The organism is Actinoplanes sp. NPDC049598 (assembly GCF_040675435.1).
GTDB lineage: Bacteria > Actinomycetota > Actinomycetes > Mycobacteriales > Micromonosporaceae > Actinoplanes.
Genome location: NZ_JBFAOX010000016.1, coordinates 101834 through 116605 on the forward strand (window position 1 = coordinate 101834; position 14772 = coordinate 116605).

A 14772-nucleotide genomic window follows, 5' to 3' on the forward strand; every position below is an offset into this window, starting at 1 on the left:
CTAAGCGGTAGCGAACGCCGCTCGGCGCCGGGACTCGACCTCGGCGGCGAGCGGCGGCGCCTTGTCCAGCGCCGACTCCAGGCCGCAGGAGGCCAGCCAGTTGGCCAGCATGGTGTGACCGCCCTCGGTCAGCACCGACTCCGGGTGGAACTGCACGCCCTCGATCGGCAGCTCGCGGTGGCGCATCGCCATCACCACGCCCGACTCGGTGCGGCCGGTCACCTCGATCTCGGCCGGCAGCGTCTCGGGGAGCACCGCCAGCGAGTGGTACCGGGTCGCGGTGAACGGCTCCGGCAGCCCGGCCAGCACGCCGTCACCCGTGTGGTGCACCAGCGAGGTCTTGCCGTGCAGCAGTTCGGGAGCGCGGGTGACGGTCGCGCCGAACGCGGCCCCGATCGCCTGGTGGCCGAGGCAGACGCCGAACATCGGCAGCTTCCCCGCGTACGCCTGGATGACGTCCATCATGATGCCCGCGCGCTCCGGGGAGCCCGGGCCGGGTGAGAGCAGCACGCCGGCCGCGCCGAAGGCGCCGACGTCGTCGACGGAGATCTCGTCGTTGCGGCGGACCTCGCACTCGGCCCCGAGCTGGCCGAGGTACTGCACCAGGTTGAAGACGAACGAGTCGTAGTTGTCGATGACCAGAATGCGCACGTCAATCACCCGGGAGGTCGTTGCCGCCACCGGCGGTCTCGGAGGGATGCGGGGCGTTCGACTCGGTGCTGTACGGGATCTCGTCCGGCGCCCCGGCCTCGGACGGGTGCGGGGTGACCACGTTGCCGTCCTCGCCGTTCGGGCCCTGCTGCTCGCTGCCCGTGCCGACCTGCACGTCGTCGAAGGGCAGCAGCGGTGTGGCCCACGGGAAGATCACGTACCAGAGGAGGGCGGTGGTCGCCGCGATCAGGCCGAGCGAGCCGGTGAGCTTGCCCCAGAAGCCGAACGGGAGCTTGCGCCAGATCCACGCGTACATCGGCTCAGACCCCCGTCTTGATCGGGGTCGGCATGCCGGCGTCGGGCAGCTTCTGGTCGCGCTTGGCCGTCGAGACCAGCTCGGCGTGGATGATCAGCCGCTGGTAGTTGTTGTACTTCGGGTTGCAGGTGGTCAGCGTGAGCAGCGCCTTCGACGGCTTGGCCTTGGGCTTGCCGGGGACCGGGGCGACCACCTCGACGGCCGTCGGCTTGACGACCTCCTGGGCGTAGACGCGGTAGACGTACCAGTTGTTGCGCGTCTCCACGCCGATGACGTCGCCGTCCTTGAGCTCGTCGAGCCGCCAGAAGATCTTCTTGATCCGGTGGCCGGCGACTGAGAAGTTGCCGACCTCGCCCGGGTCGGCCGACTCCGGGTAGTGGCCGGGCGCGTAGCGGATGTCGGCCGGCGTGACGCCGTTGACGACCACCCACTCCTTGTCGAGTTTCGGGATGTAGAGCCGGCCGACCAGGTTGGCCCCGGGCGCGTCGGGCGCCTTCGTGGCCGGCGCGGACGGGCCGGTGGGGGCCACGGTCGGGTCGTTCCAGGCCTGGTCGAGCTCGGTGGCCAGGGTGTCCTGCTCGCTCTGGACCTTGGCCGAGTTGCCGAAGACCTCGTAACCGGCGAAGAGCAGCACGATCAGGCCGAAGGTGATCATCAGCTCGCCCGAGACCCGGATGCCACCACGGATCCGCGAGGCGACGGTGGGCCGGGTCAGCTCGGAGTAGACGCTCTTGTAGCCCTCGCCGGTCTGCTCGGGCCGGAGCTTGACGACCTTCTCGCCCCTCTTCGGCTGCACTTCTTCGATGTCCTCTCCGGTGGGCTGAGGGCCGCCGGGGGGAGGCGGGCCGACCGACGCGGCGCCGAGCACCGCGTCGGGCTCGGCCTTCGCCATCGCGGCTTGCGCCGCTTTGCCCGGGACCGCGGAGAGGAGCGCGGTGGGTTCCCGCAACGGCTGGGTGGGGCTCTGCGGCTGTACGGGGGCCGGCGGCACCGCAAGGCCTGGCGGCATTGCGCGGTTCGACGGCATCGCGGGGTTTGGGAGCACCGCGGGGTTTGGGAGCACCGCGGGGTTTGGGAGCACCGCGGGGTTTGGCGGCATCGCGGGGTTTGGCGGCATCGCGGGGTTTGGCGGTACCGCCGGCAGCAGGCTGGTGGGCGCTTCGACCGGCCAGCTCGGCGGGTTTTGCCAGCCTTGGGAGGGTTGGCGGCCTTGGTCGTTTTGTGCGGGCTGCCAGGGGGTTTGTGGCGGATCAGAGCTGTAGGGGGTGGCGCTGGGCGCGGAAAACGCGTTCAGGCCCGTGCTGTGCCGCTCAGGGGCCGGAAAGGGATCGTCCAGCGGGCGGGCCGGCGGCGGGCTGCTGATGTTGGCCATGGCCCGCGCGGCGCCGACCGGGCCGGCCGCGGCGGCAAAGCCGGCGGCGGGGGAACCGGCTGCGGCCGGCGGAGCGGCGTAGCCGGCGGCGGGGGAACCGGCCGCGGTGGGCGGGGCGGCAAAGCCGGCGGCGGGGGAACCGGCCGTGGTGGGCTGAGCGCCCTGGCCGGCGGCGGTAGGGCCAACGGCGGTGGCCGGGTTGGCGGCGCCGGCGAAGAAGTCGAACGGGGTGGGGGCCGGCTGCTCGATCGGGCGCTGGCGGGCGGCGTGGACCGCGGCGTTCAGCTCGTCCGGCGTGTTGCGGGCCGAGGCGATCCGCTGCTGGGCCGACAGGTCGGGCCGCAGGATCGCCGTTTCCGCAGCTGCTGGTGGTTGTGGCTCGGGGCGGGGCGGCTCGGGAGCGGCGGCCGGTGGCGCCGGGGGGCGGACCGGGGACCCGCTGAGGCCGACCGGCGGCGCGAGCGGCCCACCCGGCACACCGTCCGGCGAAGCGTCGGTGATCCGCGGGATGTACGCCGTCTGGGCCTCGGTGTCGGGCGCGCGGTGGCGACCCGAACCGGCACGGCCGGCCGGTTTGTCCGGTGCGGCCATCAGCCGGCAACCCGCGCGGATCGGAGGTCGCTCGACCCGTCGTACGCCCGCACTGTCACGTTTTTCTCGACCCTTTCCGTGTAGCCGAGGCCGAAGTCAGCGACCGCATCCCGGAATTGCTGGACCCCTTCCGCGGACTCCAACGCGCGATGCAGCGCTGTGGGTTCGCCGATCGCCGTGATCTTGAACGGTGGCGAGAAGACCTGGCCGTGAAGTAGCAGCGTGTTGCCGACACAGCGTACCGCGCTCGTCGAGATGACGCGGACATCCATGATCGACATTGCCTCGGCCCCACCAGCCCACAAGGCGTTCACGACCGCCTGAACATCACCCTGGTGGACGACGAGATCGTCATTGTCGGGCGCGTTGGCGTCGGAGAACTCGTTGCTGCGGCGCGACGAGTCGTCGAGGGTGACCGTCATCCCGGAGCCCTGCAGGGCCGTGAAACCGGCCGGTGCTCGCAGTGCGTCGGCGTCCTTGCGGGCCTGGGCGACCTGCGGGTCCACCTCGGCGAGTTGGGCCGTGTCCTGATCGACGCTGGCCCGGAGCTCGGCCGCCGTCTTCTCGCGCGCGTCGAGGCGTACGCGCTTGTCGGCGATCAGCTGGGCCAGCTGAGGGCGCCGGTCGTCGCGCAGCGCGGTGCCGTCCGCGGTGCGGGCGGAGGTGGTGAACAGCAGGCCCGCGGCCAGCGCGATCAGCGGAACCACGACGGACCAGCCCCGGGTGCGCTGGGCCCGCCGGCGTGGCCGGAAGCCGCCGAGGGCGCGCGTGAGCACGAGCCGCCACGAGGGCGCGCCGGTGGTGTATTCCACGTCCTCGTTCCTCCCCGAAAATTCGCGCCGGACATTTTCCTCGCCTGGCGGGTGCCTGTGCGAGCGAAGCCTTGACTACGCTAGCTGTCGAACATTAATCGCCACGGGCAGCATTCGGGATCTCCGGAGCCGCTCAGCGGTGGGGTTGTTCACCACTTGTTGCCCTTCAGGAGATGCCACCGTGCCGAAGTCTCAGGTTCGCAAGAAGAAGGTCTACACGCCGCCGACGGACATCCGTCCGGCGGCGACAGCGGCTTCCAAGAAGCCGAGCCCGATGTGGCTGCCGATCACCGCGGTGGCGCTCATCGTGATCGGCATCGCCTGGCTGGTCGTGTACTACCTGTCGTCGCAGCAGTGGCCCGTCGAGTCCTGGCGGTACTGGAACCTCGCTGTCGGCTTCGGCTGCATGGTCGCGTCGCTGGGCATCCTGTCCCGCTGGCGTTAGCGCCATAATGCCTGCTTAACGCGGGTATTGTCGATTTAGTCCGAATCAAGCGCACCCCGGGCCGACGGCGCGGGGTGCTCTTTGCGCTACTTGACCCGGCGGCGTGTGGCCGCCCATTACTCATGGGTAACATGGGCGCGGCGGACAGCGCCGACCGAGGAGGCACACCCAGATGGGCATAGCGCAGATCGTCGCCACCGTCCTGGCCGGTCTGGTCACGATCGTGGCCGTCGTGCTGGCGGTGCGGGCGGTCCTGACGATCACGTCGGTGATCCGTCAGGGGCAGCCGGATCCCGCGCGTTTCGCGGACAAGGGCACGCGGACCAAGACGATGCTGACCGAGACGCTCGGTCACACGCGGATGCTCAAGTGGAGCGCGATCGGCGCGGCGCACTGGCTCGTGATGGTCTCCTTCATGATCCTGTTCCTGCTGGTCGTGGAGGCGTACTTCGAGGTCGTCGACCCTGAGGGCGAGTTGCCGATCATCGGGCACTGGACCGTCTTCGGCCTGGTCACCGAGTGGATCGGGATCCTCGGTCTGCTCGGCATCGTCTACCTGATCCTCGTGCGGCAGCGGAACATCCGGCAGAAGCGCTCGCGGTTCCTCGGCTCGACGATGTGGCAGGCGTACTTCGTCGAGGCGGTCATCCTCGGCGTGCTGGTCTGCGGTTTCCTGATCCGCGGCTTCAAGGTCGCCAACGACGTCTTCCCCTACCCGACCTGGGCCGCGCCGCTGTCGCACGCGATCGGCGCCGCGCTGCCGGCCTGGGAGGACGGCGCCACCTGGGTCGCGTTGATCAAGCTGTTCATCTCGATGGGCTGGCTGATCACCATCGCGCTGAACCCGACCATGGGCGTGGCCTGGCACCGGTTCCTGGCGTTCTTCAACATCTTCTTCAAGCGGGCGCCCGAGAAGCCGGCCGGCTCCGGGCTGGGTGCGCTGCGGCCGATGATGAGCCAGGGCAAGCCACTCGACTTCGAGGAGGCCGACCCCGAGAAAGACCAATTCGGGGTGGCCCAGGTCGAACAATTCACCTGGAAGGGTCTGCTCGACTTCTCGACCTGTACGGAATGTGGCCGCTGCCAGTCGCAGTGCCCGGCCTGGAACACGGCCAAGCCGCTGTCCCCGAAACTCCTCGTGCTCAGCCTGCGTGACCACGCGTACGCCAAGGCCCCCTATCTGCTGGCCGGCGGCGGCAAGGACCTGACCGGCGAGGAGAAGGCGACCGAGGCCCAGCTGGCCCACATGGACGTGCTGGCGCTGGCCGAGGGCAACCGCCCGCTGATCGGCACCGAGGACGAGCAGGGCGTGATCGACCCGGACGTGCTGTGGTCGTGCACGACGTGTGGCGCCTGTGTGGAGCAGTGCCCGGTCGACATCGAGCACATCGACCACATCGTCGACATGCGCCGCTACCAGGTGCTGATCGAGTCCTCGTTCCCCAGCGAGGCCGGCGTCATGCTGCGCAACCTGGAGAACAAGGGCAACCCGTGGGGCGCGCCGCAGAACACCCGCGAGGACTGGACCAAGGGCCTGGACTTCGAGGTGCCGCGGGTCGGCGAGGTCGAGGACTTCGACTACCTGTTCTGGGTCGGTTGTGCCGGCGCGTTCGAGGACCGCGCCAAGAAGACCACCCGGGCGGTGGCCAAGCTGCTGCACGAGGCCGGGGTCAACTACGCGATCCTGGGCGAGGGCGAGACCTGCTCGGGCGACCCGGCGCGGCGCATCGGCAACGAGTTCGTCTTCCAGATGCTGGCCCAGCAGAACGTCGAGACGCTGCAGGAAGCAGGAGTCAAGAAGATCGTCGCGACCTGCCCGCACTGCTTCAACACGCTGGGCAACGAGTACGAGCAGCTCGGCCTCAAGGTCGAGGTCGTGCACCACACGCAGCTGCTGGCCCACCTGGTCGCTTCCGGCAAGCTGACGCCGGTGCAGCCGGTCGACGGCGGCGTGACCTACCACGACCCCTGCTACCTGGGCCGGCACAACCGGGTCTTCGACGCGCCGCGTGAGGTGCTCGGCAACGCGGTCGGCGAGCTGGTCGAGATGCCGCGCAACCAGGAGCGGTCGTTCTGCTGCGGCGCCGGCGGCGCCCGCATGTGGATGGAAGAGAAGATCGGCAAGCGGATCAACGTCGAGCGCACCGAGGAGGCCCTCGCGACCGGCGCCAAGACGATCGCAGTGGGCTGCCCGTTCTGCTACACGATGATCGGCGACGGGGTCACCGGCAAGGGCGAACAGGAGAACGTCGAGGTCGTGGATGTCGCGACGGTCCTGCTGCGCTCGCTGAAGCAGGAAGTCTGACCGGCTAGCTCGGCGTACCGGTGGTGGCCGCGGTGGTCGAGGCGACGATCGCGACCATCACGGCCGCCTGGATCTCGTCCAGCGTCTTCTTCACCGCGGCGGCCGCCCACGAGCCCTCGCCGATCTCCCGGAGCCGGGCCTGGACCGCCTTGCGGTCCAGGCCGGCGAAGACCTTCTTGTCGAGGTCTGTCGCGGCGACCAGGGCACAAAGAGCGGCCGTACGGGGGTCGACCGGCCCGGTGCCCGTGACGGCCGCCTGCATGCGCTGCCGGGCCTCGGTCTCGGCGGCCGGCTCGACGCCGTTGGCGGCCGGGTACTTCTTGCGCGGGAAGACCCCGAGCACCTTGTCCTTCTGCACGGTCAGCACGCCGCCGGCGACCAGCCGGTCGAGCACCTGCGGGCGGGTGTCCTTGGCGAATTTCGAGACCCAGTGGCCGGGCCGGCGGCCGCGGTCCTCGGCGCCTATCCGCCCGAGCGCGCCGTCGAGCATCGGGTCGCCGGTCGTCGCGGGGTCGAGGACGATCACCTTCTTGTCGGCGATGTCGACCCGGCCCGCCAGCGCGAGCTCCAGCAGCAGCGCCCCGCCGAGCCCGTTGTCGAGGTGCGTGCCGTCGGTGAGCGGGGTGCCGTCATCGTCGTACGCGAGCAGCAGGAACTCCTCGGCCAGGTTCATGTCCTTGACGGTAACCAAACCGGGCGAAGATCAATCGTGGAAGCGCCCGGCCGCCGGGAATCGCCCGCATCCGGCACAATGGGGACCGAGGTGAACCGATCATGGACGGCCTGTTCCTGACCGCGGTGCTTCCGCTGGCGGCGTTTGCGCTGCTCACGGCGGGCAACGCGTTCTTCGTGGCCGCCGAGTTCGGTCTGGTCACGGTCGACCGGCCCGAGATCGACGCCCGCGCCCGCTCCGGCGACCGCCGGGCCCGCACGGTGCAGCACGCGCTGCACGAGCTCTCGTTCCAGCTCTCCGGCACGCAGCTCGGCATCACGATCACCGCCCTGCTCACCGGTTATCTGGCCGAGCCGGCCCTCTCCAAGATCTTCACGCCGCTGGTGGAGCCGATCGGCGGTGACGCGACCGAGGGCATCACCCACGCGATCGCCCTGGTCGTGGCCACCCTGCTGTCGATGCTCTTCGGCGAGCTGGTGCCCAAGAACGCGGCCCTGGCCCGGCCGATGCGGGCCGCGCTGCTGACCGCGGCCCCGCTGCGGACGTTCTCCAAGCTCTTCAAATATCTGATCGGTGCGCTCAACGGATCGGCGAACTGGCTGGTCCGCCGGGTCGGCGTCGAGCCTCAGGAGGAGCTGGCCAGCGCCCGCTCGCCCGAGGAGCTGGGGCTGCTGGCCGCGATCAGCGCCCGGGCCGGGTCGCTGCCGACCGAGACGGCGACGCTGGTGCGCCGCACGATCCGGTTCGGCGAGAAGAGGGCGGCGTCGGCCATGACCCCGCGGGTCGACGTGGTCGGGCTGACGGTGGCGGCCAGCGTGGCCGATCTGATCACCAAGGCCCGGCAGACCGGGCACACCCGCTTCCCGGTCTACGAGAACACGATCGATCTCGTCACCGGGGTCGTCGGCGTGCCCGACGCGCTGGGCGTGCCGCCTGAGCGGCGGGCCTCGACCCGGGTCTCCACGATCGCCCGGGAACCGGTCTACGTCCCGGAGAGCCTCGGGCTCGACAAGGTGCTGGCCGCCCTGCGGGAGGCCGACGCCGACCTGGCCATCGTGGTCGACGAGTACGGCGGCACCGACGGCGTGGTCACGGTCGAGGACCTGATCGAGGAACTGGTCGGCGAGATCGCCGACGAGTACGACGCGGAACAGGCCGAGACGTCGACGGTGGAGCTGACCGCGCCCGGCGGCGAGAAGACGTTCCTGGTCGACGGGCTGCTGCGCGAGGACGAGCTGGTCGAGCAGACCGGCTTCAAGCTGCCCGAGGGCCCGTACGAGACGCTGGCCGGCTTCCTGCTGGCCCGGCTCGGCCACATCCCGGAGGTCGGCGAGTCGTACGAGACCGGTGGGTGGGAGTTCACGGTGATGGCCGTCGACCGGCACCGGGTGGAACAGGTCCGCGTCGTGATCCCGGCGGAGCCCGCCGATGACTGAGCTGCTGGTCACCGTCCTGCTGCTGCTCGGCAACGGCATCTTCGTGGGTGGCGAGTTCGCGCTGATCGCGTCGAGGCGTACGGCCCTGGAGCCGTTGGCCGCGACGTCCAAACGCGCCCGATGGGCGCTGTCGGCGATGAGCCAGATCCCACTGATGATCGCCGGGGCGCAGCTGGGCATCACGGTCTGCTCGCTGGGCCTGGGCGCTTTGTCCGAGCCTGCGGTGGCCCACCTGCTCGAGGGTCCGTTCGAGGCGGTCGGGCTGCCGGAGAACGCGGTGCACCCGGTGGCCTTCGTGCTCGCCCTGATGATCGTGGTCTTCCTGCACACGGTGATCGGCGAGATGGTCCCCAAGAACATCACGCTGGCCGGCCCCGAACGGGCCGCCCTGATCCTCGGCCCGTTCATGCTGGGCTTCTGCACGGCGACGAAACCGCTGCTCAACGCGATGCGCTGGGCGGCCAAGGTCGTGCTGCGGCTGTGGAAGATCGAGTCGACGGACGCGGTCAAGACGGTCTTCACGGCCGAGGAGCTGGCCGGCATGGTCACCCAGGCCCGGGCCGAGGGGCTGCTCGGCACCGAGCAGTACGCGCGGATCAACGCCGCGCTCGGCCTGCAGGACAGGACGGCCACCGACACGCTGCGGCCCTGGTCGACCGTCACGACGATCGCCGACGACGTCTCCCCGGCCACCGTCGAGGCGCTGGCCACGCGCACCGGGCGCTCGCGCTTCCCGGTCGTGCAGCGCGAGACCCGGCGGGTGCTGGGCTTCGTGCACGTCAAGGACATCCTGGGGTACGCGTCGGAGCGCCGGACCAGACCGATTCCGCCGGAGATCATCCGCCCGCTGGCGGTGGTGCCGCCCGATCGCACGCTGGCCGATCTGCTGCTGACGATGCGCCGCGACCGGCTGCACATCGCCCTGGTGAGTGATGGACGCCGGCCGCTGGGAGTGATCACATTGGACGACGTGATCCACGCGGTCGTGGGCGAGCCCGCTCATCCACACGTACCGGCCGCGACTCGGGTGGTCGGCTGACCTCGTCCGGGTTGTTTTCCGGGGTTTGGGTGGCGCTCCGGGATTCGGCGTTTTCCGGGCCGCACAATCCAGATATGTCACGAAAAGGGTGGTGGATCGGGCTGGCGGCGGTGGTCTTGATCGCCGGGTTCGCGCCGCTGCTACGCCTACCCGCCTACGGATTCGCGCCCGGCCGGCCCATGGGTGTGGCCGGCATCCTGAGCAACGAGGCGGCGGAGCCGGCGCCGTCGGGGCGGGTCGAGATCGCGTCGGGCTCCGTGCACGTGCGCTACACGTTCGACGGCGGGATCAACAAGCCGATCACCGCGGTCGACGGCGGCTACGAGCTGCGGCCCCTCGGCGCGAACGGGGGTGTGCTCAAACTCGTACGGCAAGGTCCTGGCCTGGCTGTTTCCTATCCCGACCGGTGTCGCCTGGCCAAGGAGAAGGACTGCCCGCGGGCGATCCTGGAGGGAAAGCGGGACGATCGGCTCAACCCGGGGGCGCGGACGCTGCGCTACGGGGCGGCGGTCCTGATGACCCACGGTGACCTGGCCGACGGGGCGAATGTGGTGCAGAAGGGCTATTCGGTCGGTCAGGTGAGCCAGTACAAGCTGCAGGTGGATCACAAGCTGGGGCACCCGTCGTGCGTACTGGCCGGCGACGGGCAGATCCACCGGGCCGAGGCCCTGCTGGACGTGGCCGACGGGAAATGGCACAACCTGGCCTGCGCCCGCGAGAAGTCCACGTTGACCTTGACCGTGGACGACGTGCCGCGGGCGTCGGTGCCGGTGCCGGCCAAGTTGTCGATCGCCAACGCCGAGCCCCTGCGCGTCGGCGGCAAGGGCACCAACCGGGGAAACGACCAGTTCGCCGGCGAAATCGACAATGTGTTCGTGAGGATCTCTTAATCGGACAATGTGTGCGATCCGGATTTTCCAGGCTGGGGATAGTCCTCCCATGAATTCGCGTAAGCGTCGCCTGATCACCGCGGCCGTGGCGACAGCCGCCCTCGTGACCGTGCCCGCCGTACCGGCGAGCGCTTCGTCCCACCGGCCCTGCGGAGTCGCGAAGCACGTCACCACCTCGGGCGTAACGAAGATCGGCACGGCCACCGCCACGGTCGGCGCCGACGGCATCAAGCTGACCACCGCCCGCTCGTCGCTGACCGACAAGGTGTCGTGGCAGTCGACGTTCCGCCCAGTCCCGGCCAACACGGTCAACGAGGTCTCCTACGAGACCGTCAAACTGGACACCACGGCCGGCGACAACAACGTCGTCAACGACGCCGCCCTACCGGCCTACCACCTGTACGTGCGCACACCGGCCGGCGCCGGCACACTCGTCTTCGAGCCCTACTACTTCATGAGCAAGATCGGCGGCGGCAACCCACCCCGCGGCCTGCGCACCGAATGGAACGTCCTCGACGGTCCCCTGTGGACCCCATCGACCACCATCGCCGGCCTGCCGAAGACCGGCGGCGGTCCCGCCACGCTGACCTTCGCCCAGGTCGTCAAGGCCAACCCGAAGATGACCGTAACCGGCATCGGCTTCGGCCTGGGCACCTACAACGCCGGCACCACGGCAGTCCTGGACGAGCAGCGCTTCGCCACCACCCGAGACTGCACCGAGCATCAGTGGTCCACCGGCTTCAAGACAGGCCACTGGTTCCCCGGCTGGGTCCGCTGACCCACTAGACCGCTCGCGCCCGGGTCCCGCCGGTCACCCGGCGGGACCCGGTCCTTTGTCACTCGATGCCTGTATCTTGAGCGCTCGGCCGGGCGCCAGGAGCTAGGAGGTCAGGGCGATGACGACCCGTCACGTTCGTTGGGGGCGCACCGGCGCGGACGAGCACGACGCCGCGTACGAGAAAGCGCGCGCGGCCCTGCAGCTCGGCCAGATGGTCCACGACCGGCGCACCGAGCTCGGACTGACCCAGGCCGACCTGGCTGAGCGGGCCGGCATGACGCAGCCGCAACTCTCCCGCCTCGAATTCGGCGGGGCCACCCCGACCATGCCCCTGCTGGCCCGCCTGGCGGCAGCGCTCGACGCGGAGCTGGACATCGCGTTCCGCCCCCACGCATCTTGCGCCGTCTGACATGCCACGCCAGCTCAAGCCGGATGCCGGCTTCACCATCCAGCAGGCGGCCGACCTGCTGAACGTCTCAGAGCCTTACCTGATCGGCCTCTTGGATCCGGTGAGATCAAGTCCCGCGGCGTCGGCGCCCATCAGCGCGTGATGTCCCGCTCTCTCCTGAAGCACAGACGCCAGGACGATCAAAAGCGCCGCGCCGCAGCGACCCAGCTCACACAGCTAACGGAAGACATGGACCTACGCTGACGCTCACCGTAAACGCGGCCGCGCGTTAGGCCAGCTCTTCGAGGAGTTGACGAAGGGGGTGAGCGCTTCGGCATCGACCGGGTTCACCGGGTACGACTGGCCGGTCCTCTCCATCAGCCACGACGGGCAGGAAACGAGGATTCCGGCGGGGATGCGAGTCGCGCTGCGGTTCTCTCCGGGCGGCCAGTTCGGCGCCAACGACAGCGTCAACTTCCGGAGCGGCACGTACCGCACGACCGGCGACGGCTTCACGATCGGCGACCTGTTCTCCACGCTGGTCGCCTACAGCGGCGACAACCCGGCCGTCCTCCTGGCAATGAGCGCGATGGACTCCTTCGAGACCAACGCCCAAGCGACAACCACCCTAACCGGCAACCGCCTCGTAGTCGGTGTCGCCTCGTACACCCTGACCTGCCAGCGCGGCGCCCCCCGACCCGACGACCCCGGGGCCCTGGAGTGATGGCGGATAGTCCGCCCTAGCGCGTCACTACGCCGCAACCACAGACACCACCGCAACCGTCAGACACCGTGGGGGTCTGGGGGGGTCGCCCCCCAGGTAGGCATGCGAAAAGGCCCCGGTCCGCGCTCTCCGCGGACACAGGGCCCCTGCCTTTGAGCGGGTGACGGGAATCGAACCCGCACTGTCAGCTTGGGAAGCTGATGTTCTGCCATTGAACTACACCCGCGTAGCGGGCCTCACTGTACCTGATTGCGGCACTCCGTGGCGGCACCGCCCTGCTGCTAGCTCACTGCGGCCAGGGTTCGGGGTAACTCGGCCTTCCAGGTGCGGGACATGGGGGACACGTCGGGGGACAGGGGTAGGGCGCCGGCCGGGCCGTGGCGGCGGAGGGTGGCGGAGTCGATCAGGAGCTCGTAGAGCTGCCAGTCCACGTCGGGGGAGGCGCGCAGGGCGCCGGCGAGGCGGGTGATGACGCGGGGGTCGGTGACGCGGACGGCTCGGCCGCTCAGGTAGGCCTCGTCGTCGCTCTCTTCCGGGGGAAAAGAATGCAGCGCGTAGCGGCCGTCGCGGTCGAGGTCGCCTCGTTTGGGTGACGCGACGATGAAGCAGTAGAGCCCCTCGTCGGTGAAGACCGGTGAGACCGGATGGACGCGGGGGGCGCCGTCGGCACGCACTGTGGCCAGGTAGGCGAGGCCGGGGCCGTACTGCTGGAGGAGCGCACGGATGCCGCCCGCGAGGGCGGGGTCGACGGCGGCGAAATCGGACCAGGAAGCCATGCGGTCATTCTATCGAACATACGTTCGACACGCCCACGAAAACACGCCGAACGGGCAGCTGGGTATGGTGTTGCGATGCTGCTGTCCGACCGTGACCTGGTCTCCGAGATCAAAGCCGGCGACCTGGCCCTGGAGCCGTTCGAGCCGGCGCTGATGCAACCGTCCAGCATCGATGTTCGGCTGGACAGGTTCTTCCGGGTGTTCAACAACCATCTCTACACCCACATCGACCCGGCCGAGCAACAGGACGATCTGACCGCGCTCGTCGAGGTCACCGCCGGCGAGCCGTTCGTGTTGCACCCGGGCGAGTTCGTGCTGGCCTCCACACTCGAGGTGATCACGCTGGGTGAGCAGCTCGCGGGCCGCCTGGAGGGCAAAAGCAGCCTCGGCCGCCTCGGCCTTCTGACTCACTCGACCGCGGGATTCATCGATCCGGGATTCTCCGGGCACGTCACGCTGGAACTGTCCAACGTGGCCAACCTCCCGATCAAGCTCTGGCCGGGCATGAAGATCGGCCAGCTCTGCATCTTCCGGCTCTCCAGCCCCGCCGAGCATCCCTACGGTTCGGCGGTCTACGGCTCGCGCTACCAGGGGCAACGCGGTCCGACGCCGAGCCGCTCGGCGCAGAACTTCCGGACCTGGCCGACTGCTTAGAAGGTCAAGGTCAAGGTCAGGTCGTGGCGGGGTGGGGGGTACGGATCGCTGCTCCCGCCGAGGGCCGCGGCGGGCTGAGCTGGGCGCTGGCGCGCCCAGAGCGCTCACCCCACCACGGCGACCTGCGTGAGTGGTTGCGCTCAAATGGCCTAAAACCGGCGCGCTGCCCGGCCTGTGGATAACTTCGAGACGAAGCTTGCGACAGCGGCAGAATGGCTCCCGTGACGAACTCCACGGGGACCTATTTGGACAGGACGCGGACGGCCTACGACACCGTCGCCGCCAGTTACGCCAAGATGCTCAACGGCTCGGTCGCCGAGTCGACCTGGGAACGGGCCGTGCTCGGGGCCTACGCCGAGGTTGTGACCGGCCCGGTGGCCGAGGTCGGCTGCGGCACCGGCCGCATCACCGCTCATCTCCACAGCCTGGGCGTCGACATCCGCGGCATCGACCTCTCACCGGGCATGATCGCCGAGGCCCGGGCCGCCTACCCGGAGATCTCTTTCGCGGTCGGCTCCATGCTCGAGCTGGATCTCCCCGACGAGAGCCTCAGCGGCCTTCTCGCCTGGTACTCGCTGGTCCATACGCCGCCGGAACTGCTGTCGACGGCGTTCGCCGAGTTCGCGCGGGTCCTCAAGCCCGGCGGGCGGCTGGCGGTCGCCTTCAAGGTCGGCGACGCCAAGCGCACGCTGTCGAGCGGCTACGGCCATGACATCGACCTGGACGTCTACGAATATCCACCGGAGCAGTTCGCCGCCTTGCTGGCCGACGCCGGCCTGACCGAGACGATGCGCCTGGTCCGCGCCGCCGAGGGCCCCGAGAAACAGCCGCAGGGCTACAGCTTCTTCCTCAAGCCGGCCCCCTAGCGGCCCGCGCTGCCGCTGTAAGTCGGCCCCGTAGCGGCTCGCGCTGCGGCGCTGTA

The 14772-nt window shown here is 69.7% G+C and carries 16 protein-coding genes and 1 tRNA gene; 10 read left to right on the forward strand and 7 right to left on the reverse strand.

Annotated features, from left to right (window positions below; all coding sequences use genetic code 11):
• Genes AB0J66_RS31800 through AB0J66_RS31815 form a run of 4 tightly spaced genes read right to left on the reverse strand, consistent with a single transcriptional unit; the run spans nucleotide 1 to nucleotide 3742 of the window.
• On the reverse strand, nucleotides 1-651 hold the full coding sequence (locus AB0J66_RS31800; protein WP_364668467.1) for an aminodeoxychorismate/anthranilate synthase component II: 651 nt from the start codon (nucleotides 649-651) through the stop codon (nucleotides 1-3).
• Nucleotide 652: 1 nt separating this feature from the next.
• A complete protein-coding gene (locus tag AB0J66_RS31805) occupies nucleotides 653-967 on the reverse strand; it encodes a hypothetical protein (protein ID WP_364668469.1) in 315 nt (104 codons plus the stop codon).
• 4 nt (nucleotides 968-971) lie between these two features.
• Nucleotides 972-2930 (reverse strand): class E sortase, encoded by a 1959-nt coding sequence (locus AB0J66_RS31810; protein WP_364668472.1) that lies wholly within the window; start codon nucleotides 2928-2930, stop codon nucleotides 972-974.
• Entirely contained in the window at nucleotides 2930-3742 is an 813-nt protein-coding gene (locus tag AB0J66_RS31815) for a DUF881 domain-containing protein (RefSeq protein WP_364668475.1), read from the reverse strand. Before AB0J66_RS31815 ends, AB0J66_RS31810 begins: the two co-directional genes overlap by 1 nt.
• Before the next feature lie 181 nt (nucleotides 3743-3923).
• On the opposite strand from AB0J66_RS31815, the gene AB0J66_RS31820 reads away from it, so the two are divergent.
• On the forward strand, nucleotides 3924-4187 hold the full coding sequence (locus AB0J66_RS31820) for a cell division protein CrgA (protein WP_364668478.1): 264 nt from the start codon (nucleotides 3924-3926) through the stop codon (nucleotides 4185-4187).
• Nucleotides 4188-4359: 172 nt separating this feature from the next.
• Nucleotides 4360-6492 carry a (Fe-S)-binding protein gene (locus AB0J66_RS31825; protein ID WP_364668481.1) on the forward strand — a complete coding sequence of 711 codons (2133 nt, stop codon included), beginning with the start codon at nucleotides 4360-4362 and terminating at the stop codon, nucleotides 6490-6492.
• A 4-nt stretch (nucleotides 6493-6496) separates the two neighbouring features.
• Here AB0J66_RS31825 and AB0J66_RS31830 read toward each other — a convergent pair whose 3' ends face one another.
• The gene (locus AB0J66_RS31830; RefSeq protein ID WP_364668484.1) at nucleotides 6497-7165 is read right to left on the reverse strand and encodes a GPP34 family phosphoprotein; all 669 of its coding nucleotides are present in this window, start codon (nucleotides 7163-7165) and stop codon (nucleotides 6497-6499) included.
• A 101-nt stretch (nucleotides 7166-7266) separates the two neighbouring features.
• Between AB0J66_RS31830 and AB0J66_RS31835 the strand changes: the two genes are divergently transcribed.
• From AB0J66_RS31835 to AB0J66_RS31860, 6 genes are all read left to right on the forward strand, one after another.
• Nucleotides 7267-8601, forward strand: a complete 1335-nt coding sequence (locus AB0J66_RS31835; RefSeq protein ID WP_364668486.1) for a hemolysin family protein — start codon at nucleotides 7267-7269, stop codon at nucleotides 8599-8601.
• Nucleotides 8594-9640 (forward strand): hemolysin family protein, encoded by a 1047-nt coding sequence (locus AB0J66_RS31840; RefSeq protein ID WP_364668489.1) that lies wholly within the window; start codon nucleotides 8594-8596, stop codon nucleotides 9638-9640. The genes AB0J66_RS31835 and AB0J66_RS31840 overlap by 8 nt, the downstream gene beginning before the upstream one ends.
• 74 nt (nucleotides 9641-9714) lie before the next feature.
• Complete coding sequence (locus tag AB0J66_RS31845) at nucleotides 9715-10530, forward strand: LamG domain-containing protein (protein WP_364668492.1); 816 nt, start codon at nucleotides 9715-9717, stop codon at nucleotides 10528-10530.
• Between the two features lie 49 nt (nucleotides 10531-10579).
• Nucleotides 10580-11308 (forward strand): hypothetical protein, encoded by a 729-nt coding sequence (locus tag AB0J66_RS31850; protein WP_364668495.1) that lies wholly within the window; start codon nucleotides 10580-10582, stop codon nucleotides 11306-11308.
• 118 nt (nucleotides 11309-11426) lie between these two features.
• Nucleotides 11427-11717: a helix-turn-helix transcriptional regulator gene (locus AB0J66_RS31855; protein ID WP_364668498.1), complete on the forward strand. Its 291-nt coding sequence runs from the start codon at nucleotides 11427-11429 to the stop codon at nucleotides 11715-11717.
• Nucleotides 11718-12018: 301 nt separating this feature from the next.
• Complete coding sequence (locus tag AB0J66_RS31860) at nucleotides 12019-12420, forward strand: hypothetical protein (protein ID WP_364668501.1); 402 nt, start codon at nucleotides 12019-12021, stop codon at nucleotides 12418-12420.
• 155 nt (nucleotides 12421-12575) lie between these two features.
• Here AB0J66_RS31860 and AB0J66_RS31865 read toward each other — a convergent pair.
• Nucleotides 12576-12646 (reverse strand) — tRNA-Gly (locus AB0J66_RS31865).
• Between the two features lie 55 nt (nucleotides 12647-12701).
• Entirely contained in the window at nucleotides 12702-13196 is a 495-nt protein-coding gene (locus tag AB0J66_RS31870; RefSeq protein ID WP_364668503.1) for a pyridoxamine 5'-phosphate oxidase family protein, read from the reverse strand.
• A gap of 75 nt (nucleotides 13197-13271) precedes the next feature.
• Between AB0J66_RS31870 and dcd the strand changes: the two genes are divergently transcribed.
• Both dcd and AB0J66_RS31880 read left to right on the forward strand, forming a co-directional pair.
• Entirely contained in the window at nucleotides 13272-13850 is a 579-nt protein-coding gene (gene dcd / locus AB0J66_RS31875) for a dCTP deaminase (RefSeq protein ID WP_364668505.1), read from the forward strand.
• A 221-nt stretch (nucleotides 13851-14071) separates the two neighbouring features.
• Entirely contained in the window at nucleotides 14072-14716 is a 645-nt protein-coding gene (locus tag AB0J66_RS31880) for a class I SAM-dependent methyltransferase (RefSeq protein WP_364668508.1), read from the forward strand.
• Nucleotides 14717-14772: the final 56 nt, after the last annotated feature.

What these genes read in the sequence shown, in the direction of transcription:
- AB0J66_RS31805 (WP_364668469.1), bottom strand. Translation starts at nt 967, where the DNA reads ATGTACGCGTGGATCTGGCGCAAGCTCCCGTTCGGCTTCTGGGGCAAG.
- AB0J66_RS31810 (WP_364668472.1), bottom strand. Translation starts at nt 2,930, where the DNA reads ATGGCCGCACCGGACAAACCGGCCGGCCGTGCCGGTTCGGGTCGCCAC.
- AB0J66_RS31825 (WP_364668481.1), top strand. Translation starts at nt 4,360, where the DNA reads ATGGGCATAGCGCAGATCGTCGCCACCGTCCTGGCCGGTCTGGTCACG.
- AB0J66_RS31830 (WP_364668484.1), bottom strand. Translation starts at nt 7,165, where the DNA reads ATGAACCTGGCCGAGGAGTTCCTGCTGCTCGCGTACGACGATGACGGC.
- AB0J66_RS31835 (WP_364668486.1), top strand. Translation starts at nt 7,267, where the DNA reads ATGGACGGCCTGTTCCTGACCGCGGTGCTTCCGCTGGCGGCGTTTGCG.
- AB0J66_RS31840 (WP_364668489.1), top strand. Translation starts at nt 8,594, where the DNA reads ATGACTGAGCTGCTGGTCACCGTCCTGCTGCTGCTCGGCAACGGCATC.
- AB0J66_RS31845 (WP_364668492.1), top strand. Translation starts at nt 9,715, where the DNA reads ATGTCACGAAAAGGGTGGTGGATCGGGCTGGCGGCGGTGGTCTTGATC.
- AB0J66_RS31850 (WP_364668495.1), top strand. Translation starts at nt 10,580, where the DNA reads ATGAATTCGCGTAAGCGTCGCCTGATCACCGCGGCCGTGGCGACAGCC.
- AB0J66_RS31855 (WP_364668498.1), top strand. Translation starts at nt 11,427, where the DNA reads ATGACGACCCGTCACGTTCGTTGGGGGCGCACCGGCGCGGACGAGCAC.
- AB0J66_RS31870 (WP_364668503.1), bottom strand. Translation starts at nt 13,196, where the DNA reads ATGGCTTCCTGGTCCGATTTCGCCGCCGTCGACCCCGCCCTCGCGGGC.
- dcd (WP_364668505.1), top strand. Translation starts at nt 13,272, where the DNA reads ATGCTGCTGTCCGACCGTGACCTGGTCTCCGAGATCAAAGCCGGCGAC.